The sequence below is a fragment of the Ruegeria spongiae genome (genome assembly GCF_023502395.1).
Classification (GTDB): domain Bacteria; phylum Pseudomonadota; class Alphaproteobacteria; order Rhodobacterales; family Rhodobacteraceae; genus Ruegeria_C; species Ruegeria_C spongiae.
This window is the reverse complement of the sequence record NZ_JAMFMB010000006.1, coordinates 1-18,786: the sequence shown is the minus strand read 5'-3', so window position 1 is coordinate 18,786 and position 18,786 is coordinate 1. Positions and strand designations below refer to the sequence as shown.

Below are 18,786 nucleotides of genomic sequence, written 5' to 3'. Positions count from 1 at the left end.
GCCGGGTGGGGCCGGTCAGTGGGTCCGCACCTCCTGCCGGTGCAATTCGGCCTGAACGGCGGTCAGGTCGATCTTGTCCAATTCGCGGTTGCTTTTCAGCGACAGTGCAGCGGCAACGCCCGCGCCTTGTCCGGCGACGGCGCAGCAGGACATGTTGCGGGTGGCCGCATGCGCGATCCGGTCGCCACCGGTGGAACGGCCCGCGACCAGCAGGCCGTTGATGCCTTTGGGCAGCATCGAGCGATAGGGGATCTGCATGTAGCGCCCAGTGGTGGGCAGGATCAGGATGCCGTAGCCGTCGATGAATTCGGGATAGATGCCGATCGTGTCCTCGAACCGGCCTTCATGGCGCACATCCGTCTCGGTCATGTTATAGGCCGCATCTATCTTGCGGGTGTCGCGCACGCCGATGGTCATGCCGAAATTGCGCAGGCGGGCGTTTTCGCAGCCAGGCATGAAGCGGCGCAAGGCCTCGATGGCCAGCATTGACTGATGCCGCCCCTCGATCTCGCCCGCCGTCAGGCTGTCGGGGTCGGTGCCATCCACTTCGTCGAGGTGGATCAGGTTCATATAGGTCAACTCGCCAGTGTCGTGCAGCGCGCCCCAGGTGCCGGCGATGGTGTTGAGATGCGCGGGGATCAGCCCCGCTTTGATCGCCTGATCGAAGGGCTTCTTGATGAAGGGCGAGAACATGTCGTCCTCTTTGCCGCTGGTCTCGATCACCCATTCGCCGCCCCCGCCCCAATCCCTGTAGGTCTGCGGGTCGGATTTGATCCCCTCCATGAAGGCGCGCTTGTCGACGCCTGCCAGATGGAACATGACCGAGGCGGCCATCATCTGTTCGCGCTCGGTCTTGTAGGTCGGCGCGCCGGCGCGATGCGCCACATCCGCATCCCCGGTGGCATCAATGATGACCTGCGCCAGGATGGCCTCGCGCCCGGCCTTGGATTCCACGATCACGCCGGTGAGGCGGTCGCCCTCCATGATCGGGGCCACGAACTGCCGGTGCATCATCGGGTGAATGCCCGCCTCCTGCACCAGCTTGTCGGCCACCAGCTTGAAGCCTTCGCTGTCCAGCTCGTAGCTGAGCGATTGTGATTCAGGAACAGCGGCGCCCATCTGCTTGGCGCGCTGCTCGAACTCCCATCCGATCCCGCCCGCCTCGACGGTTTTCTCGTGCCGGTACCAGGCGAAACCTTCTACGCCTACCGCAGTGATATTGCCGCCGAAACAGCCGAACCGTTCCAGCAGGGTGACCTCGGCGCCCGCACGCGCGGCGGCAAGGGCTGCGGCCAGACCGCCGGGGCCCGAGCCCACAACCAGAACCTCGGTGCGATGCACCACCGGAATGTCGCGCGCCGGTTCCCGTATCGTTTCGGTCATCATGTCCTCCGCACCGCCTGCATCGTGCCAGAGTTCAGGATTGAAATGCGATCGGTCAATCCCAATTGCGACGCTCCGGAGGTCGCAACGCACAACAGACACGGATTGCCCCCGCCGACGCTTTGGAATAATCACCTTTTTGTTGAAATCTCACCTTTAGGGTTAATCCATGCGCCTCAGCCGTTACTTTCTGCCCGTTCTCAAGGAAAACCCCTCCGAGGCCCAGATCGTCAGTCACCGGCTGATGCTGCGCGCGGGCATGATCAAACAGGCCAGCGCTGGCATTTATTCTTGGCTGCCGCTGGGGTTCAAGGTGCTGCGCAAGATCGAGAACATCGTGCATGAGGAACAGGCGCGGGCCGGGCATATCGCCATCCAGATGCCGGTGATGCAATCCGCCGATCTGTGGCGCGAGAGCGGGCGCTATGAGGCCTATGGTCAGGAAATGCTGCGCATGAAGGACCGGCATGACCGCGACATGCTGTTCACCCCCACCGCCGAGGAACTGGTGACCGACATCTTCCGCAGCCATGTCAGCAGCTACAAGGACCTGCCGCTGACGCTCTACCAGATCCAGTGGAAGTTCCGCGATGAAATCCGCCCGCGTTTCGGCGTGATGCGGGGGCGCGAGTTCTACATGAAGGATGGCTATAATTTCGACCTGACCAAAGAGGACGCGCTGCACGCCTATAACCGCCATCTGGTCAGCTATCTGCGCACCTACGAGCGGATGGGCCTGCAGGCGATCCCGATGCGGGCTGATAGTGGCCCGATTGGTGGCGATGACACCCACGAATTCCTGGTGCTGGCCGAGACCGGCGAGTCGGAGGTGTTCTATGACAGCGCCGTGACCGATCTGACATTCGGCGATCGCGAGATCGACTATGACGATCACGCGCAATGTCGCGGCGTGCTGGAGGAGTTCACCTCGAAATACGCGCGCACCGACGAGACCCACGACGAGGCGCTGTTCAACGAGGTGCCCGAAGACCGCCGCCGCGTGGCGCGGGGGATCGAGGTGGGGCAGATCTTTTATTTCGGAACCAAATATTCCGAGCCACTGGGGGCCACCGTGCAAGGCCCTGACGGCAAGCCTACGCCCGTGCATATGGGCAGCCACGGGATCGGCGTCAGCCGTCTGGTCGGTGCCATTATCGAGGCCAGCCACGACGACAAGGGCATCATCTGGCCCGAGGGCGTGACACCGTTCCATTGCGGTATCGTGAACCTGAAACAGGGCGACGAAGAAGCCGATGCGGCTTGTGATGCGCTTTATGCCGCACTGACCGCTCTGGGTCTTGAGCCACTTTATGACGACCGCAAAGAACGTGCCGGGGGCAAATTTGCCACCATGGACCTGATCGGTCTGCCGTGGCGCATCACTGTGGGTCCGCGCGGGCTCAAGAACGGCGTGGTCGAACTGACCAGCCGCCGCACCGGCGAAAGCGAGGAACTGAGCCCGGAAGCGGCGGTCAAGAAAGTGGCGCAGATCTACGCCCCGCATCTTCAACCCCGGCTGGGATGAGCGCGCAGGCATGTCCAAGCCGCTGATATCGGTCATCACGGTCACCCGGAACCTCATCGAGGCCGGGCGCAGTGAGACGATGCGCGCGGCGCTGGATTGCGTGCAGGCCCAGAGCTTTCGCGGGCTTGAACATGTGATCTGGGACGGGGCCTCGACCGATGGCACCCAGTCATTGCTACAGGCGTGGCAGGCCGAGTTTTCCGCCGATGCCACGGCCATTCCGATCATCTGCCAAAGCGATGCCGATTCGGGCCTTTATGACGCGATGAACAAGGCGGTCGGGTTGGCCAGCGGCGACTATGTGATCTTTCTGAACTCCGACGATTCGCTGGCCAGCGATGACATCCTGCGGGAACTGGCGGCAATCGTGCAGTCCGACAGGCCGGATTTCGTCTACGGTGGCACGCTGCAGACGCTTGGCGATGGCAGCACCAGGAACCACAGCCGCACAAACCTGTCGGCCTTCCTGCAGCGCATGCCGTTCTGCCACAACTCGATGCTGGTGCGGCGCGACGTGTTTCTGGCGCTTGGCGGTCATGACCTGTCCTATCGCGTGGCGTCGGATTACGATTTCGTGTTCCGTATGCTGATGGAGGGGCATTCGGGCGCGGGGACCAAGCTACCGGTCTCCAAGTTCAGCGCGCGCGGGGTCTCGGCAAATGTGCTGGGCGTTGCCAGGGACTATGCCGAGGTCTGGAGCCGGTACTTTGGCCAGATGGCGGGCTGCGGCAAGATAGACAGCGATACGACGCTGAACTGGTATCGTACCGGGCAATTGCCGGTCTCCATGTGCCGTGCGGCGCTGCGGGCGGCCAAGGGCAATGACATTATGCGGCGGGCAGCGTTGCACAGCCTGAAAATCACCATGCGCAGGCGTATGCAGCCCTGGCGTAAATGGGATTATTTGAAAGGGGCGTGATGCAGATCCATGTCATCAATCTCGACAGATCCCCCGAGAGGTTTTCGGCACTGCGCGCGGAATTCGCCAAGGTCGGGCTGGAGCAAAGCCTGACCCGGATCAGCGCCACCGATGCACGCGATCCCGGATTTGCCGCGCCGGGTTATGCCCCGCACAGTTGGCGAGACCGCTGGGAGTTGAAACGCTCTGAACAGGCGGTGTTTGAAAGTCATCGTTCGGTCTGGCACCGGATTGCCGATCTGGATGACGGCGGCGCGGGCATCATCTGCGAAGATGACATCCTTGTGTCGACGGCCTTCCCACACCTGTTGGGCGCGCTGGATTGCGGCCGCTTTGGCGTCATCAAGCTTGATGGGTTCAATGCGGCCCGCCGCTACGGCATGGATGCCGACATGGGCGGCTGGCATCTGCGTGCAATCCTCGAACCGGTGCCGAGCGCCGCTTGTTATGCAGTCTCTTCTGCCGCAGCCCGGCAATTGCTGGCGGACAGTCAGAGCTATTGTGACACGCTGGATGATTTCCTGTTCCGGGTGCGGGTGGGCATAGACCCGGTCCAGCTTTTCCCCGCTGTGGCGGTGCAGCAGATGTGCTGTGCCTCGCCCGCGAGCGCAGGGCCGCCCGAGAGCAGCCAACGTGAGCGGCAGGACAGCAGCAAAGCCTCCAAGGGGCCGATTCCTTACCGGATATGGAAAGAGCTGCGCCGCAACCGCCGCAAACGCAAACTTCGCGGCATTGAGGCGCAGGCTCCGACGCTCTGCGATGATCTGCCCGGATATAGCTGCGCGGAATGACGCCATCGGCAGGTGATCGTCGCCCACTTATGGCCACCGCGACCCATCGCGGCTTGACCCCGCTCGGCTGACAACGCAGGTTGCGCCGACTTTGTTTCGAGGATCTCGATGATGGCCGCCCAACCGGCTCCTTTTGCCCCGTTCGAATGGAAGATCGCGTGGCGCTACCTGCGTGCGCGCCGCGCCGAGGGGGGCGTCAGCGTCATGACCTGGATCAGCCTGATCGGGATCACGCTGGCGGTCTTTGCGCTGATTGCCACGCTTGCTGTGCGCTCGGGCTTCCGGTCCGAGTTCGTGGGCACCATTCTGGGCGCCAACGCGCATGTGACGGTTTACAGCGTCGGCGAAATGGATGCGCAGGGGCGGGTGGACCGGACCATCCCGGATTATGATGCCATGGCCGGGAAGGTGGCACAGGTGCCGGGTGTGACACGGGCTGCGCCGCTGGTGCGCGGGCAGGTGATGATCTCGCAGCAGGGGCGCAATGCCGGGGTGCAGGTTCTGGGCATCTCGGCCGGGGATCTTGCCAGCCTGCCGGGTATCACGGATGGCGAGGCTTCTTATGGCGATCTGGCGCGGTTTGGCGAGGGCATTGCCATCGGCTCGGGCGTTGCGCGCACGATCGGGGCCAGCGTCGGCGACCGGGTCAAGCTGATCTCGCCCGATGGGGCCAAGACCGCTTTTGGCACCTCGCCCCGCGTCAATGCCTATGAGGTGGTCTATATCTTCAGCGCCGGGCGTTACGATATCGACAATACCCGCATCTACATGCCCTTCGTCGAGGCGCAGAGTTTCTTTAACCGCGAAGGGGTGGCCGACGAAATTGAAGTGATGGTCGAGGAACCCGAAGCGCTCGACAAGGTGGTGATTCCGATCCTGGTCGCTGCCGGGGATGCGGCCCGTGCCTGGACCTGGCAGGACGCCTCGGGCGGGTTCCTGCGAGCGCTGGAGGTTGAGGACAACGTGATGTTCATTATCCTGTCGATCCTTGTCCTGATCGCGGCCATGAACATCGTTTCCGGCCTGATCATGCTGGTCAAGAACAAGGGGCGCGACATCGGCATCCTGCGCACTATCGGGTTGAGCGAGGGTTCGGTCCTGCGTGTGTTCTTCATCTGCGGTGCGTTCACCGGGCTGATCGGCACCGCGCTGGGCGTGGCGCTGGGCTGCCTGTTTGCGATCTATATCGATCCGATCTTCTCGTTTGTGAACTACGCGATGGGCGGCGGGGTCTGGGACCCGGCAATAAGGGGCATTTACGCGCTGCCCGCCGAGTTGCACCTGTCGGATGTGCTCAAGGCGGTGGGTCTGTCGCTGGGTCTGTCGTTTTTTGTCACTTATTTTCCCGCCCGCCGCGCGGCGCGGATGAACCCGGTTGAGGCGTTGCGCTATGAGTGATCCGGTGCTGAGCCTGTCGGGGCTGACCAAATCCTACAAACGCGGCACGCCGGGCGAGGTGACCGTGCTGCGGGGTGCTGATCTTGAGATAGCGGCCGGTGAGGTGGTGGCGCTTGTGGCGCCGTCGGGGGCGGGCAAATCCACCCTGCTGCATATCGCGGGCCTGCTGGATACACCCGACAGCGGGATCGTCCGCATCTCTGGGCAGGACATGAGCGGCAGGAGCGACCGCAGGCGCACTGCAACGCGGCGGCGCGATGTGGGCTTTGTCTATCAGTTCCACCATCTTCTGCCCGAATTCACCGCGCTTGAGAATGTCGCCCTGCCGCAACTGGCCAATGGTGCCAGCGAGGCAGAGGCACAGGCGCGCGCCACGGACCTGCTGGCACGGGTTGGCGTTGCCGAGCGCGCCGATCACCGGCCTGCGGCGTTGTCGGGCGGCGAGCAACAACGGGTGGCCTTCTGCCGGGCGCTGGCCAATGCGCCACGGCTTCTGCTGGCGGATGAACCGACGGGAAATCTTGATCCCGGCACGTCGGATCAGGTCTTTGGCGCATTGATGGATCTGGTGACGGGGACCGGGATGTCGGCCCTGATTGCGACCCATAACCTGGAGCTGGCTGCGCGGATGGACCGGGTGCTGCGCCTCGAGGATGGCGCGATCACGCCAGTTGAGTGATCGCAACGCCTGCCGCCATGACCGCAATACCCGCCGCGCGGGTCAGGTTCAGCGGGCTGACCTGCGCGCCGAACAACCCGTAATGGTCGATCGCGGCGGCTGAGATCAACTGACCGATCAGCACGAAGAACACCGCATTTCCAACCCCGAAATGCGGCGCGACATGGGTGATCGACAGCACATAGAACGCCACCAAAAGACCCGCCAGGAACAGGTGTTTCGGCGCGCCGCCCAGTTTTCCCAAGGCCTGCGGGCCGGGGAAGATCATCATGGCCAGCGCAGAAGCCGCAAAGGCAATGGCAAACAGAACAACGCCAGCAGCGGTGGGCGAGCCGATAAGCTTGCCAAGCGCTGCGTTCAACGCGGCAAGAACCGGTATGCCGATCCCGGCGGCCAGCATGATCAGGGCGTATTGTGTCATCGGGTCCGGTCCTCGGGTCGGTTCATGGGTTGATCTGGATCATTGCGCCACCGGCCCGCGCGGGCAAGCGTTCCGATGTGGAATTTCCCGTGCGGAGAGAGACCGATGAAAGCACCGTTGATCTGTCTGTTGTTGACCGTGGCGCTGCCCGCTGTGGCGCAGGATGCCGAAAATGGCGAGGCGCTCTATGTGAAACACTGCGCGACCTGCCATGGGATCGACGCGACCGGGCAGGGGCCCATGGCTGGCGTCCTGATGATAAAACCTGCGGATCTAAGCGCGTTGTCGAAGGATGGCGTGTTTCCGACCGAGCGTGTGGTGCGCCGTATCGACGGGCGTGATCCTCTGGTCAGCCATGGCAGCCCGATGCCGGTCTATGGCGATTTCTTCGAGGGTGAGGACAAGGCCACCAAGACCCCCTCGGGTCAGCCGATCCTGACAAGCGCGCCGATTGTCGATCTATTGGCCTATCTTGAGACGTTGCAGACCGGATAAAGGAGCCTGTTTGGGCATGAGAGCAAAAGTCATGATGGCGGTCTCGGCGGGCATTGCCCTGACCGCATGTTCCGCCGAAGTCGCGATGCCGGACGCGGCAGAGGGCGCGGTGCTGTTTGCGGAAAACTGCGCGGTTTGTCATGGCGGTGACGCCAAGGGCGGCCCGCTGACGAATGGCCGGCGCGCGCCCGATCTGACCCGCATCGCGGAGCGAAATGGCGGCGTGTTTCCCCGTGTGCAAGTCCTGTCCCAGATTGACGGGTATGGAAGGGGCAAGGCACCGGCCAGTGTGATGCCCGAATTCGGAGCCTTGCTGGAGGGCGAGACGGTCCCGGTCGACGTGGAGGGCACACTGACGCCAACACCCCGCCCGCTGGCGGCCTTGCTGGCCTATCTGGAAAGCATACAGGTCGGCAGTTAGTCGCAAATCCCGTCGATCTCGACCCCGTCCCAGGGCAGGTAAACATCGCTTTCTCGTGTCTTTGGCAGGGTTGAAACCGGGAAGGCGGCGCTGAGCATCCGGTGCAGGCGCTTTGTGCGTGCCGCGTCCGGGTCCAAGGCGCGGCAGCAGACATATTCTTCAACAATGGCGCCCTGCTGTTCGAAACCGTAATCCAGAAATTCGGGTGTCTTTTCCAGATCGAACAGATAGGGGTCATCCGCTCCGCCATGTTCTGCCGCTGCGCGCAGCGGGTGGTAACCGGTTGTGCGGCGGTTCTGCCATTGCCAGACATGGGTCAGCTCATGGGCAAACAGCATCGCCTGCACCAGAGCCAGGTGATCGGGAAATTCCGGTGTGTAGTCCTCCAGGTACCAGTCGCGCGTGAACAGGACATGGTTGAACAGGGCAACGGCGGCGGGCTTCGAGGTGACAAGCTCGTCCTTGACGGGGGGCAGAATGCGCTCGCGGCAGGTCACGCGCGGACGCGGCTTGCGGCGGAACGTGACGCTGCCGACCGGTGCGCCTTCAACCACCCGCACCCTGTTCAGGTCAAGCGCATCGCCGTGAATACGTCCGGCAAAATCCATTTCGGTTTCGGTCAGGGGACGACCGCAGGCCACAACCAGAAACAGGATCACAAGAAGACGCGGGAACATGTCCGAAACCCTAGCCCGACCGCCATCTGCCGCAAGCGTTTTCTGGCAAATGACGCAGTTGTTTGATCCCGTCCGGCATGGGATCGCGAATGATGGCAAAGCCAGGGCGCAGGGCATCGCTTGACAAATAGCATTATATCGAGATATCTCGATATATATGGATGTTGAAAAATCAATAGCGGCACTGAACAACCCGATGCGGCGGAAGATTCTGGAATGGCTCAAGGACCGGTCCAATTTTCCACCTGCGTTGCCCGAGCATGCTGATCTGGACGGGGTCTGTGTGGCCTATATTCAGGAAAAGGCGCAGCTGTCTCAATCCACCATATCGAATTACATGGGGCTGCTGAAACAGGCGGGATTTGTCAGTGCCGAACGTCATGGTCAATGGACCTTCTACCGCCGCAACGAAACGAACATTCGGGCCTTTCTGTCGGCTGTTCAGGATGAACTTCTGAAGTCTTAAAACCGCTGTACCCCGCGCCGAGGCAAAGCATGTCCGAGAAAACCGATATATCGAAATATCCCGATGGAGGAGGACCTGATGGAGACTGACATGAGCAAAACCGACGAACAGGCACGGGCTGTGCTGGGAAAGCCTCTGGGTCTGCCTTGCGGTGCCCGGTTGAAGAACCGCCTGATCAAGTCCGCGATGTCCGACAGCCTGGGGGATGGCGCGGGAAACCCGACGCAGGCCCAGGCGCGGCTTTATGAACGTTGGGCAGAGGGGGGGGCGGCGCTGTCGCTGATTGGCGAGGTGCAGACAAGCCCGCGCTACCCTGAGAAACCGGGCAATCTCGTGCTGTCGCCCGCGCCGGATCTGGCCGCGCTGAAATCTCTTGCGACGCGGGGGGCGGTCAATGGTGCGGGTCTGTGGCCGCAACTGGGCCATGCCGGCGCCTTGTCACATGGGCCGATCAGCCAGCCCAAAGGGCCGTCACCGCTGAATGTCGGGGGCCTGAAATGCGAAGGCATGACGCGCGCCGACATCGAGGCCTTGCCAGAGGCCTATGCCCGCGCCGCCGTCATTGCGCAAGAGGCTGGATTTGGCGGCGTTCAGATTCACGCCGGCCACGGGTTCCTGTTCAGCCAGTTCCTGTCGCCCCTGTTCAATCACCGGACGGATACCTATGGCGGGTCAATTTCCGGGCGCTTTCGGATCATTAACGAGACTATTGCAGCCGTGCGTCAGGCCGTGGGGGCCTCCTTTCCCGTGGGCATCAAGATCAACGCCACCGACAAGCTTGTCGGTGGTCTGACCGAGGATGACGCACTAAAGGTCGTGCGGCTGCTCGATAGAACCTCGGTTGATCTGATCGACGTGAGCGGAGGCACGTATTTTCCCGGTGCGGCGTCCAGTTCGGATGGCCTGTCATCCTCTGGTCCGTATTTCCTCGGTTTTGCGCGCCAGGCCAAAAGGCTCACCTCCATCCCGATCATGCTGACCGGCGGGTTTGAGACGAGGCAACAGGCGGTGGCGGCAATACAGGGCGGCGGCGCAGATGCCGTCAGTCTTGCGCGTGCGATGGTGTTGAACCCGTCGCTTGCGAATACATGGTTAAGCGATGCCGGTGGCGACCCGGAGTTCCCGGTGTTTGAGGCACCTCCGCGTGGCGGTGTCACCGCGTGGTATTCGATGCGCCTGACGGCTCTTGCCGAGGATGCCGAGGCCCGGTTCGATCAAACCCCTGCCGCGGCGCTGAAAGCCTATGAGACGCGGGATGCGCAACGATGCGTCACCTGGAAGCAGCGGTTCCAGCAGGTCCGTGGCTGAACACGCACATCAGTTCACCAGGAGCGCCATTTTTTACTCGACAAAAACAAAACGACCTGTTTGATAATTGACTGCTCAATCAAGAAAACTGCGCACAGGTTGTGCCGCGTGACACCGGCCCGGAATCAGACGATGCTGGCAGCGCGCGCAACAGACGCATAACAGGGAGAAGTGCAGATGAAGACAGCCAGCTTGGGGATCGTTCTGAGTGCCGTGGCCGGTTTGGCGCAGGCCGCGGATATGGGGGCTGTGGACGAGCCGATCAAACTCGCCGTCAACGAATGGACCGGCCAGCATGTAACAACCCATGTGGCGGGCGAGATGCTCAAGGCCGCAGGGTACAATGTGGAATATGTCACTGCCGGGATGATGAACCAGTTTCAGGCGCTGGCCGATGGTGACATCCACGCCACGCTGGAAATCTGGTCCTCGAATGTGTCCGACGAATACGCCAAGAAGGTGGACGAGGGCACTGTGGTAGAGATCGGGGATCTGGGCCTCGATGCCAAGGAAGGCATCGCTTACCCGGCCCATGTGGCCGAGCTGTGTCCCGGCCTGCCTGCCTGGGAGGCGCTGCAGGAGTGCGCGCAGGTCTTCGCCACCGCCGAAACGCTGCCCGGCGGCCGCCTTGTGGATTACCCGGCGGATTGGGGCACGCCCGGTGCCGATCGCATGACCGGTCTGGATCTGCCGTTCAAGGCTGTTCCCGCTGGCTCCGAAGGGGCGCTGATCGCGGAACTGCGCGCCTCGACCGAGCGCAAATCACCGCTGCTGATCACCTTCTGGCAGCCGCATTGGGCGATGTCGGCCTATGACGTGCAGTTCGTCGACCTGCCTGCGGGCGAAGAGGCGTGTTTCAACGATCCGGCCTGGGGACCCAACCCAAACGCGGTCAATGACTGCGATTTCGCGCCCTCGCGTATCTTCAAGGCCGGTTGGTCCGGATTCGCGGATAAATGGCCCGCCGCCTATGAGATTCTGTCCAATTATGAGCTGGCGGTCGAAGACCAGCAGCCGATGATGGGCGCGATCGATGTCGATGGCGGTGCCGTCGAAGAGGTGGTCGCCACCTGGATGACCGGGAACGAGGACAAGTGGCGCCCCGTCGTTGACGCGGCCACCAAGTGAGCCGCAACAGGTGACAGAAGCAAACACGCCAGCCATCGCCTGCCGGAAACTCTGGCAGGTGTTTGGCGATGGCGCAGAAAAGGCCCTGACCGACGCGTTGGCTCGGTCAGGCAATGATGCGGACAAGGCAGCTGACTTGCTGCGTGACGCTGGCATGATCCCGGCAGTTCAGGACGCCAATTTCGAGGTTCACGACGGCGAGCTCTTTGTCATCATGGGCTTGTCGGGCTCTGGCAAATCCACCCTTATTCGCTGCATTTCGCAGCTTTTGTCCGGCACGGGCGGGGAAATCCGCATCGATGGCGAAGATGTGCGCGGTGCCAGCAAGAAACGCCTGACCGCATTGCGCCGCCAGAAGCTGGGCATGGTGTTCCAGCATTTCGGGCTGTTCCCGCACATGACCGTGACCGAAAATGTGGCCTATCCGCTGCGGGTGCAGGGGATCAGCCGCGCAGAACGCACGGAACGCGCGCGCGAGGTGATCTCTCTGGTCGGGCTTGAGGGGCGCGAGGACAGCTTCCCGCGCCAGCTCTCAGGCGGGCAGCGGCAGCGCGTCGGCATCGCCCGCTCGCTGGCGGTGAACCCCGATATCTGGTTTCTGGACGAGCCGTTTTCGGCGCTGGACCCGCTGATCCGGCGGCAATTGCAGGACGAATTCCTCAACATTCAGGCGACGCTGAAGAAATCCATCGTGTTCATCACCCACGACATCGCCGAAGCCTTGAAACTGGCCGACCGCATCGCAATCATGCGCGATGGCAAGATCGTACAGATCGGCACCCCGACCGAGATTGTGCTGCATCCGGTTGACGATTACGTCCGCGAATTCTCCAAGGATGTGGCCAAGGGCCAGCATGCCATCGTGTCCTCGGTCATGCGGGAAGGGGAGACGCAGTTCGGCCCCGACGATCCAGGACTGCAGACCGGCATGACGCTGGATGCCGCCCTTGCCAAATGCATGAACCTCTATGAGCCGGTGCCGGTGCGCGACAGCAGCGGCGAAGTTGTCGGCATTGTCCATCCGTCCGATCTGGCTGCTGCCCTGCAGGTGGACGAGGCATGAGTGCCGATGAACAGCTTACCCCACACGCATTGACCCATCTGACCAGGGGTACGCAAGTGGCTCTGATCACGCTGCTGGTCGGCGCGCTGTGTCTGGTGCTGGAGCCGTTGGTGCCTTGGCTGGTGATTTGGCCTGCGGAATGGGTGCTGCCCGCGACGGACTGGGTCGGGGCCGGGTTGAAATGGTTTCTGGAAGGGATCAAGCCGGTTGCACGGCTGTTTTCCGAGTTGATGCGCTATCCGATGAACTGGGCGAATGCGGCGCTGGGCGCGACACCCTGGCCCATCGTGATCGGGCTGGTGACGGCGCTGGGCTGGTATATCGGCGGCTTGCCGATGGCGGCGCTGGGCTTTCTGGGGCTGAGCTTTGTGCTGTCCTCGGGTTATTGGCCACAAAGCATGAACACGCTGGCGCTGGTGGCGGTCTCGGTCCCGCTGGCGCTGATCCTTGGCGGCGCGATTGGTATTCTGGCCAATGAGGTGCCACGGGTGAAATCCGTCGTGCAAGCGGTGCTCGATGTGATGCAGACCGTGCCGACCTTCGCCTATCTCACACCATTGCTCTTGCTGTTCGGCTTTGGCCCGGTGGTCGGGCTGATCGCCTCGGCGATCTATGCCGCCCCTCCCATGGCGCGCAACGTGATGCTGGGGCTGGAGCGGGTCGAACCCGAGATCAAGGAGGCCGCCATCATGTCCGGCGGTACGCGGTTCCAGCAACTCTTTCAGGTCGAGATCCCCTCGGCCACCACCCAGATCATGATCGGAGTGAACCAGTGCCTGATGGCGGCGCTGTCGATGGTGATCATCGCGGCGGTGATCGGCGGCTTCAACGATATCGGCTGGGAGGTCCTGCTGACCATGCGCAAGGCACAGTTCGGCGAGGCCTTGCTGGCGGGCATGGTGATCGTGGTCTTTGCCGTTATCATCGACCGGATGAGCGGCGCGCTGGCGACCGAGCGCAAGCGCCATGACCGTCGCGTGGTCTGGGCACTGGTGGCGTTTGGTGTGGTCTTTACCGCACTGTTCTGGTCCAGCCTGCCCAACGCGTCGGAATTCACCCTGATGGACCCGGTTGCCGGTGCGGTCGACAGCGGGTTGACCGCCTTCACGCAGGCCAATGGCCCGTGGCTGGACGCGCTCAAAAACAACTCGATGTTCTATGTGTTGCTGCCCTTGCGGATCGGGCTGGATCAGGCGGTGCTGCCTTTCACATGGGGTTTTGCCTGGACCCCGGCCATGAGCTATGGGCTGTTCGCCGCCGGTGCGGTGATCGCCGCGCTGATGGCCTGGCGCGGCCATGCGACCGGTGGGCTGATGGTGCTGATCGGCATCGGCATGCTGGAAACCGGCATCGCCAATCTGCCCTGGCCTTTCGTGCTGAGTGGTACGGCGGCGCTGGGCTGGGTGGCTGGCGGGCGCAAGCTGGCGCTGATGTCGGTGATCCTGCTCTCCACCATCCTTGTCTCTGGCCTGTGGGAGCGGGCGCTGCTGTCGCTTTACCTGAGCGGTGCGGCGGTCTTTGCCTGCGCCGTCGTGGGTGGGGCGATCGGTCTGCTCAGCGCGGTCAGCGAGACCGCCTGGAAGATCGTGCGCCCGATTTGCGACATGCTGCAGACGATCCCCTTGTTCGTGTTCCTGATCCCGGTGCTGATGGTGTTCCAGATCGGCGAGTTCTCGGCCTTTCTGGCGATCTGCGCCTATGCCGTTGTTCCGATGATCCGCTACACACGGCACGGGCTGGTCAACACCCCTGACGAGATGATGGAGGCCGCGATTTCCAGCGGCGCGACCGAGTGGCAGATCCTGCGCGACATCCGCGCGCCTTATGCAGCGCCAACGATCCTGCTGGGGCTGAACCAGACCATCCTTTATGCCTTTGCCATGCTGGTGATCGCGGCGCTGATCGGCACCACCGGTCTGGGTCAGTCGATCTATCTGGCGCTGGGGCAGGCGGATGTGGGGCTGGGCATCTCGGCAGGGGCTGCGATGGCCATCCTGGCGCTGATCGCCGACCGTATGGTGCAGGGCTTTGCCGAGGAACGCAGGCAGGCGCTGGGGCTGTAACCAAGCCCGCGCGACTTGATCAATGACAAGGCGCGGCGAGGGTCTCTGTTCCAGAACGGAGATCGCAGAGCGACACGAGGCGATGGAATGAGCGGCTGGACCGACTTCACACTGGCGCTGCTGGCCTTTCTGGCCAGCCACATGATCCCGGCCCGGCCCCGGGTCAGGGCCGCGCTGGTCGGGGCGGTCGGGCTGCGGCCCTACATTCTGGGGTATTCCCTGTTGTCGGTGCTGATCCTGATCTGGCTGGTCATGGCCGCAGCGCAGGCGCCTTATGTGCAGGTCTTGCCGCCCCATGCCGCACTGCGCTGGGCACCGGCGCTGCTGATGGCGCTGGCCTGTCCGCTGATCGTGGCGGGCATGTCGGTGCGCAACCCGCTCTCGTTTGGCGGGTTGGGGCAGGGCGATTTCGACCCCGGGCATCCCGGCATCCTCGCCCTGTCGCGCCATCCGCTGCTGCTGGCGCTGATGCTCTGGTCGCTGGCGCATCTGCTGGCCAATGGGGACCTGGCCCATGTGATCCTGTTTGGCGGCTTTGCGGCGTTTTCCGTCGCGGGCATGGCCCTGATCGACCGGCGCAAGCGGCGGATGATGGGGGCGGAGTGGGACCGGCTGGCCGGAAACACAGCCCGGCTGTCGCTGCGTGGCGCAGCGGCACTGCTGCGACCGCATGCACTGATCGGCGGCGCGGCTCTTTATGCACTGCTATTTGCCCTGCATGGCTGGGTGATCGGCCTGTCTCCGGTCCCGCTATGAACGTGGCCGGGGCGGACAATCCATGCTATTTGAACGCGATGAGACCAGGAAAAGGAAACCTCTCATGAAGCTCGCCTGTGTCACGACGACCGAACGCGGCGCCACCGATCTGCTGCTGAGCGCCTTTGCCGACCGGATGTCACAGGCCGGAACAGCGCTGGCTGGTGTGGTGCAGACCAACACCGAATGCGCCGACGGCTATACATGCGACATGGACCTCAAGGTGCTGCCCAGTGGCCAGACCATCCGAATCTCGCAGTCGCTGGGTGCAAATGCACGGGGATGCCGGTTGGACCCGGCCGAGTTGGAGCGCGCTGTGGGGCTGGTCACCCAGTCTCTGGATGCCGGACCAGAGCTGCTGATCATCAACAAGTTCGGCAAGCACGAGGCCGATGGCCGCGGCTTTCGCCCGGTGATCGCCGATGCGCTGGAGCGTGAGATTCCGGTGCTGGTGGGCGTCAACGGGCTGAACCTCGACCGGTTTCAGGAATTCGCCGGTGGCATGGCCGAGGTGCTGGAGGCCGACATCGACACCTTGCGGAACTGGCTCGACCCGGCTTCATTGCCTCTGGCGCAAGCGCAGACGATGTAAAACCCCGACGACGGGTGGTTTAGAATTTCATTTGGCGGGTCCATCCAAACGGAAGTGGGCCAGCCGCTGTTCCGGTCAATGATGCAAATGGCATGTGACCCTTCGGCGGCGCGGGTAAGTGGCAGGAAACACGCCTAAAGGCGATTGATGCGCGCCCATGCCCGATCCAGAAACTCCTCTTTCTGTGGCTCCAGCATGTTTTCCCCGAGAAACCAGTAGAAGTAGCGCCCATACGGAAAATCACGCAGCTGCTGCGGCGCAGTCTGAACATAGCGTTGCAATTCTTCGGCTGTGCGCGCCACCAATGTTGCATGATGGAAGTCGCACCGACCACAGGTCACCACTGGTTTCCTGTGCATCAATGCCTCGAACCCCACCGCCGAATTCTGCGAGACCGTCACAGCGGACGCCTCTATCAAATCGTGAATACTTGCGATTGTTACCTCGACATTGGGCAATTCCGCGCACAGTCCAAGCACTGCCTTTCTGGTTCGGTCAGTTTGCGCGGGATGCAGTTTGACATAGACGCGTTTGTTGGTCGCCAGCGCAGTGTTGCGGATCATCTCAAGCGTGCCCAGATAGTGCACCGGTGTCTTGAAGGCGTCAATTTCCTGCAAAAACACAGTCGCAGCTGCTGGTCTGACCGGGATGCTGCCACGGTCTGGCTGCGCAAGCTTCGAGACATTCTCGCGCCTCATATATCCGCTGACGCCGTCAAAGAAATACTTGGCCTGTGCCGCGTTTATCTTCTTTGGGTCGAACGCGGTGTCCACCAATGATGATGACCAGTAATACCCCTTGGGATCGAGGTACCAGAAGCCCCAGATGTAGCTCGTATGCGCATGCAGTATTCTTGCGCCCTGCGCTTTGCGCATTCCCACCACAATGTGTTTGTGATCCATCGCCAAGGCGAGCCTGGATTTGATACTCGGGGCAGGAACCAGCAGAGGTTTGTGACCGTTTTCCGAAGCACTGGCCGCGATCTTCGCAAAGAAGTCGATCTGCCCGCAGAGCAGCTTTTCATACCAACTTTCAGTGGCGTGCACCACGAGCGGTGTCTTGCCTGTTAGCAATTGGCCCAATGTGTTCAGTTTTCGGAAACCGCCCTTGCCCGCCAAGCCTGCTTTGTTCACCGTGCATGATCCAAATGATTTGATTTTCTCACATGCAAAGGAACACAGTACACAACACTTGGAAAGAGCACGCGCGCAGAGCGAACAGTCTTTGACGAGATGTCGGCAAGCTGACCAGCTCGACGGTGCCATGTCTCACGGATGTGCCGCACCGAAGAACATTTGCGATCCAATCGCGGTATCTTGTGAGGAATGGTGGGCGACCCTGGAATCGAACCAGGCGTGCGTCTCCGCGAGGGAGTTACAGTCCCCTGCCACACCTTGCGGCCTGTCGCCCAACACGGTGCGGGATAGACAAGCGGGCAGGGGGCGTCAACCGGAAAATGTCGAATTTGCGGTACTCGGTGAATGACGGCCAGGCAGCGGGTCGGATGCTGGATTTCCCGGTCGAAACAGGCGTCTGAAGATGGTGCGGCAATCACTCGCAAGTCTCATGTTTCCCAGCACCCGCGCATCTGATATGTGCCCCGAACCACAAAACGGATGGGCGGGACATGGCCAAGAAACCCAAATGGGTCGTCGAGAAAGAGCAGGCGCGCAAGGCGGCGGGCGATGAGACCGTTTGGCTCTTTGGTCTGCATGCGGTGCGCGATGCGCTGCGCAACCCGGCGCGGCAGAAACTGCGGCTTCTGGTTACGCTGAACGCCCGCGACAAGCTGGCCGAAGCGATTGCCGAGGGCGGGATCGAGCCCGAGCTGGTCGATCCCCGCAAGTTCAGCGCGCCGATTGATCCCGGCTCGGTCCATCAGGGCGCAGCGCTGGAGGTGCGGCCGCTGAACTGGGGCGGACTGGCTGAGAATTGCATCGGGCGTGAGAACCCTCGCGTGATCCTGCTGGACCGGGTCACGGACCCGCATAATGTGGGCGCGATCCTGCGCTCGGCCGAGGTTCTGGGCGCCAGCGCGGTGATCGGCACCCGGCATCATTCGGCACCCGAGACCGGCGCGCTTGCCAAGACCGCGAGCGGCGCGTTGGAGCGTCAACCCTATCTACGGGTCCGCAATCTGGCCGACACCATCACCGAGTTGCAGGGCATGGGATTCCTGGTGCTGGGGTTGGATGGCGAGGCAGAGCAGACCGTTGAGCAGGCGCTTGGCGATCAAAAGGCGCAGCCGGTGGCGCTGGTGCTGGGGGCCGAGGGCCCGGGGTTGAGGCAGAAGACAAAAGAAACGGTTGATAAACTGGTCAAAATTGATGCGGCAGGCGGATTTGGCTCACTCAACGTCTCAAATGCGGCGGCAATCGCCCTATATGCCTCTCAACCACGATAGGAGGCCGCCATTCCCAGCCCGCAGAAAATCGCCACCTGCTGCTATTGCGGCACCCGCGCCGCGCTGGTTCTGCGGGGCCGAGATCGCCATGAATTGAGCTGCTCTGCCTGTGGCGCGCCGCTGCATGACCTGAAGATGCTGCCGCGCGAACGGGTGCAGACCCGGAGAAAGAGCGCTCCCGCTGCCAGCATCCCGTGGGACCAGCGCAAGAAAGTGCGGCGCAAGGTCAAAAAACGCAAATCGCTGTTCTCGCGGGTTCTCGTAGAGGCCTGGGATGTGGTCGAGGACGTGTTCGAC

Annotated in this window: 19 protein-coding genes and 1 tRNA gene; 15 read left to right on the top strand and 5 right to left on the bottom strand. The window is 62.4% G+C overall.

Going from position 1 to position 18,786, the window contains the following annotated elements:
- Positions 1–15: 15 nt before the first annotated feature.
- Entirely contained in the window at positions 16–1,383 is a 1,368-nt protein-coding gene (locus M3P21_RS06395; protein WP_249707798.1) for an FAD-dependent oxidoreductase, read from the bottom strand.
- A gap of 169 nt (positions 1,384–1,552) precedes the next feature.
- Here M3P21_RS06395 and proS point away from each other — a divergent pair, with 169 nt between their 5' ends.
- From proS to M3P21_RS06370, 5 genes are all read left to right on the top strand, one after another.
- Positions 1,553–2,908 carry a proline--tRNA ligase gene (gene proS, locus M3P21_RS06390; protein ID WP_249707796.1) on the top strand — a complete coding sequence of 452 codons (1,356 nt, stop codon included), beginning with the start codon at positions 1,553–1,555 and terminating at the stop codon, positions 2,906–2,908.
- A gap of 10 nt (positions 2,909–2,918) precedes the next feature.
- Positions 2,919–3,827: a glycosyltransferase family 2 protein gene (locus tag M3P21_RS06385; protein WP_249707794.1), complete on the top strand. Its 909-nt coding sequence runs from the start codon at positions 2,919–2,921 to the stop codon at positions 3,825–3,827.
- Positions 3,827–4,618, top strand: a complete 792-nt coding sequence (locus tag M3P21_RS06380) for a glycosyltransferase family 25 protein (RefSeq protein ID WP_249707792.1) — start codon at positions 3,827–3,829, stop codon at positions 4,616–4,618. Before M3P21_RS06385 ends, M3P21_RS06380 begins: the two co-directional genes overlap by 1 nt.
- Positions 4,619–4,729: 111 nt before the next feature.
- The gene (locus M3P21_RS06375) at positions 4,730–6,016 is read left to right on the top strand and encodes a lipoprotein-releasing ABC transporter permease subunit (protein WP_249707790.1); all 1,287 of its coding nucleotides are present in this window, start codon (positions 4,730–4,732) and stop codon (positions 6,014–6,016) included.
- Positions 6,009–6,695, top strand: a complete 687-nt coding sequence (locus M3P21_RS06370) for an ABC transporter ATP-binding protein (RefSeq protein WP_249707786.1) — start codon at positions 6,009–6,011, stop codon at positions 6,693–6,695. Before M3P21_RS06375 ends, M3P21_RS06370 begins: the two co-directional genes overlap by 8 nt.
- Here M3P21_RS06370 and M3P21_RS06365 read toward each other — a convergent pair.
- The gene (locus M3P21_RS06365; protein WP_249707784.1) at positions 6,679–7,116 is read right to left on the bottom strand and encodes a DMT family transporter; all 438 of its coding nucleotides are present in this window, start codon (positions 7,114–7,116) and stop codon (positions 6,679–6,681) included. The two genes, M3P21_RS06370 and M3P21_RS06365, sit on opposite strands and share 17 nt — an antisense overlap.
- Positions 7,117–7,221: 105 nt before the next feature.
- Here M3P21_RS06365 and M3P21_RS06360 point away from each other — a divergent pair, with 105 nt between their 5' ends.
- Both M3P21_RS06360 and M3P21_RS06355 read left to right on the top strand, forming a co-directional pair.
- Positions 7,222–7,611 (top strand): cytochrome c, encoded by a 390-nt coding sequence (locus M3P21_RS06360; RefSeq protein ID WP_249707783.1) that lies wholly within the window; start codon positions 7,222–7,224, stop codon positions 7,609–7,611.
- Between the two features lie 16 nt (positions 7,612–7,627).
- A complete protein-coding gene (locus M3P21_RS06355; protein ID WP_249707781.1) occupies positions 7,628–8,032 on the top strand; it encodes a c-type cytochrome in 405 nt (134 codons plus the stop codon).
- On the opposite strand, the gene M3P21_RS06350 is transcribed toward M3P21_RS06355, so the two are convergent.
- Positions 8,029–8,709 carry a hypothetical protein gene (locus M3P21_RS06350; protein WP_249707774.1) on the bottom strand — a complete coding sequence of 227 codons (681 nt, stop codon included), beginning with the start codon at positions 8,707–8,709 and terminating at the stop codon, positions 8,029–8,031. The two genes, M3P21_RS06355 and M3P21_RS06350, sit on opposite strands and share 4 nt — an antisense overlap.
- A 196-nt stretch (positions 8,710–8,905) precedes the next feature.
- On the opposite strand from M3P21_RS06350, the gene M3P21_RS06345 reads away from it, so the two are divergent.
- The 7 genes from M3P21_RS06345 (at position 8,906) to M3P21_RS06315 (ending at position 16,085) form a co-directional block, all read left to right on the top strand.
- Positions 8,906–9,175, top strand: a complete 270-nt coding sequence (locus M3P21_RS06345) for an ArsR/SmtB family transcription factor (protein ID WP_249707773.1) — start codon at positions 8,906–8,908, stop codon at positions 9,173–9,175.
- A 90-nt stretch (positions 9,176–9,265) separates the two neighbouring features.
- A complete protein-coding gene (locus M3P21_RS06340) occupies positions 9,266–10,483 on the top strand; it encodes an oxidoreductase (RefSeq protein WP_249707772.1) in 1,218 nt (405 codons plus the stop codon).
- Positions 10,484–10,660: 177 nt separating this feature from the next.
- Complete coding sequence (locus tag M3P21_RS06335) at positions 10,661–11,611, top strand: ABC transporter substrate-binding protein (protein ID WP_249707771.1); 951 nt, start codon at positions 10,661–10,663, stop codon at positions 11,609–11,611.
- Between the two features lie 10 nt (positions 11,612–11,621).
- Entirely contained in the window at positions 11,622–12,674 is a 1,053-nt protein-coding gene (locus M3P21_RS06330; RefSeq protein ID WP_249707770.1) for a quaternary amine ABC transporter ATP-binding protein, read from the top strand.
- On the top strand, positions 12,671–14,737 hold the full coding sequence (locus tag M3P21_RS06325) for an ABC transporter permease (RefSeq protein ID WP_249707769.1): 2,067 nt from the start codon (positions 12,671–12,673) through the stop codon (positions 14,735–14,737). Before M3P21_RS06330 ends, M3P21_RS06325 begins: the two co-directional genes overlap by 4 nt.
- A gap of 87 nt (positions 14,738–14,824) precedes the next feature.
- Positions 14,825–15,493, top strand: a complete 669-nt coding sequence (locus M3P21_RS06320) for an NnrU family protein (RefSeq protein ID WP_249707768.1) — start codon at positions 14,825–14,827, stop codon at positions 15,491–15,493.
- Between the two features lie 64 nt (positions 15,494–15,557).
- Positions 15,558–16,085: a DUF2478 domain-containing protein gene (locus M3P21_RS06315; RefSeq protein ID WP_249707767.1), complete on the top strand. Its 528-nt coding sequence runs from the start codon at positions 15,558–15,560 to the stop codon at positions 16,083–16,085.
- A 134-nt stretch (positions 16,086–16,219) separates the two neighbouring features.
- Here M3P21_RS06315 and M3P21_RS06310 read toward each other — a convergent pair whose 3' ends face one another.
- Both M3P21_RS06310 and M3P21_RS06305 read right to left on the bottom strand, forming a co-directional pair.
- On the bottom strand, positions 16,220–17,218 hold the full coding sequence (locus M3P21_RS06310; protein WP_249707766.1) for a capsular polysaccharide export protein, LipB/KpsS family: 999 nt from the start codon (positions 17,216–17,218) through the stop codon (positions 16,220–16,222).
- A 193-nt stretch (positions 17,219–17,411) separates the two neighbouring features.
- Positions 17,412–17,495 (bottom strand) — tRNA-Tyr (locus tag M3P21_RS06305).
- Positions 17,496–17,712: 217 nt separating this feature from the next.
- Here M3P21_RS06305 and rlmB point away from each other — a divergent pair.
- Complete coding sequence (gene rlmB / locus M3P21_RS06300; protein ID WP_249707765.1) at positions 17,713–18,489, top strand: 23S rRNA (guanosine(2251)-2'-O)-methyltransferase RlmB; 777 nt, start codon at positions 17,713–17,715, stop codon at positions 18,487–18,489.
- The last annotated feature ends 297 nt before the right edge of the window (positions 18,490–18,786 follow it).

Coding starts and splice junctions, on each gene's coding strand:
- M3P21_RS06375 (WP_249707790.1), top strand. CDS start 4,730: ATGGCCGCCCAACCGGCTCCTTTTGCCCCGTTCGAATGGAAGATCGCG.
- M3P21_RS06355 (WP_249707781.1), top strand. CDS start 7,628: ATGAGAGCAAAAGTCATGATGGCGGTCTCGGCGGGCATTGCCCTGACC.
- M3P21_RS06385 (WP_249707794.1), top strand. CDS start 2,919: ATGTCCAAGCCGCTGATATCGGTCATCACGGTCACCCGGAACCTCATC.
- M3P21_RS06335 (WP_249707771.1), top strand. CDS start 10,661: ATGAAGACAGCCAGCTTGGGGATCGTTCTGAGTGCCGTGGCCGGTTTG.
- M3P21_RS06320 (WP_249707768.1), top strand. CDS start 14,825: ATGAGCGGCTGGACCGACTTCACACTGGCGCTGCTGGCCTTTCTGGCC.
- M3P21_RS06325 (WP_249707769.1), top strand. CDS start 12,671: ATGAGTGCCGATGAACAGCTTACCCCACACGCATTGACCCATCTGACC.
- M3P21_RS06370 (WP_249707786.1), top strand. CDS start 6,009: ATGAGTGATCCGGTGCTGAGCCTGTCGGGGCTGACCAAATCCTACAAA.
- M3P21_RS06315 (WP_249707767.1), top strand. CDS start 15,558: ATGAAGCTCGCCTGTGTCACGACGACCGAACGCGGCGCCACCGATCTG.
- M3P21_RS06350 (WP_249707774.1), bottom strand. CDS start 8,709: ATGTTCCCGCGTCTTCTTGTGATCCTGTTTCTGGTTGTGGCCTGCGGT.
- M3P21_RS06345 (WP_249707773.1), top strand. CDS start 8,906: ATGCGGCGGAAGATTCTGGAATGGCTCAAGGACCGGTCCAATTTTCCA.
- M3P21_RS06365 (WP_249707784.1), bottom strand. CDS start 7,116: ATGACACAATACGCCCTGATCATGCTGGCCGCCGGGATCGGCATACCG.
- M3P21_RS06360 (WP_249707783.1), top strand. CDS start 7,222: ATGAAAGCACCGTTGATCTGTCTGTTGTTGACCGTGGCGCTGCCCGCT.
- M3P21_RS06395 (WP_249707798.1), bottom strand. CDS start 1,383: ATGACCGAAACGATACGGGAACCGGCGCGCGACATTCCGGTGGTGCAT.
- rlmB (WP_249707765.1), top strand. CDS start 17,713: ATGGCCAAGAAACCCAAATGGGTCGTCGAGAAAGAGCAGGCGCGCAAG.
- proS (WP_249707796.1), top strand. CDS start 1,553: ATGCGCCTCAGCCGTTACTTTCTGCCCGTTCTCAAGGAAAACCCCTCC.
- M3P21_RS06340 (WP_249707772.1), top strand. CDS start 9,266: ATGAGCAAAACCGACGAACAGGCACGGGCTGTGCTGGGAAAGCCTCTG.
- M3P21_RS06380 (WP_249707792.1), top strand. CDS start 3,827: ATGCAGATCCATGTCATCAATCTCGACAGATCCCCCGAGAGGTTTTCG.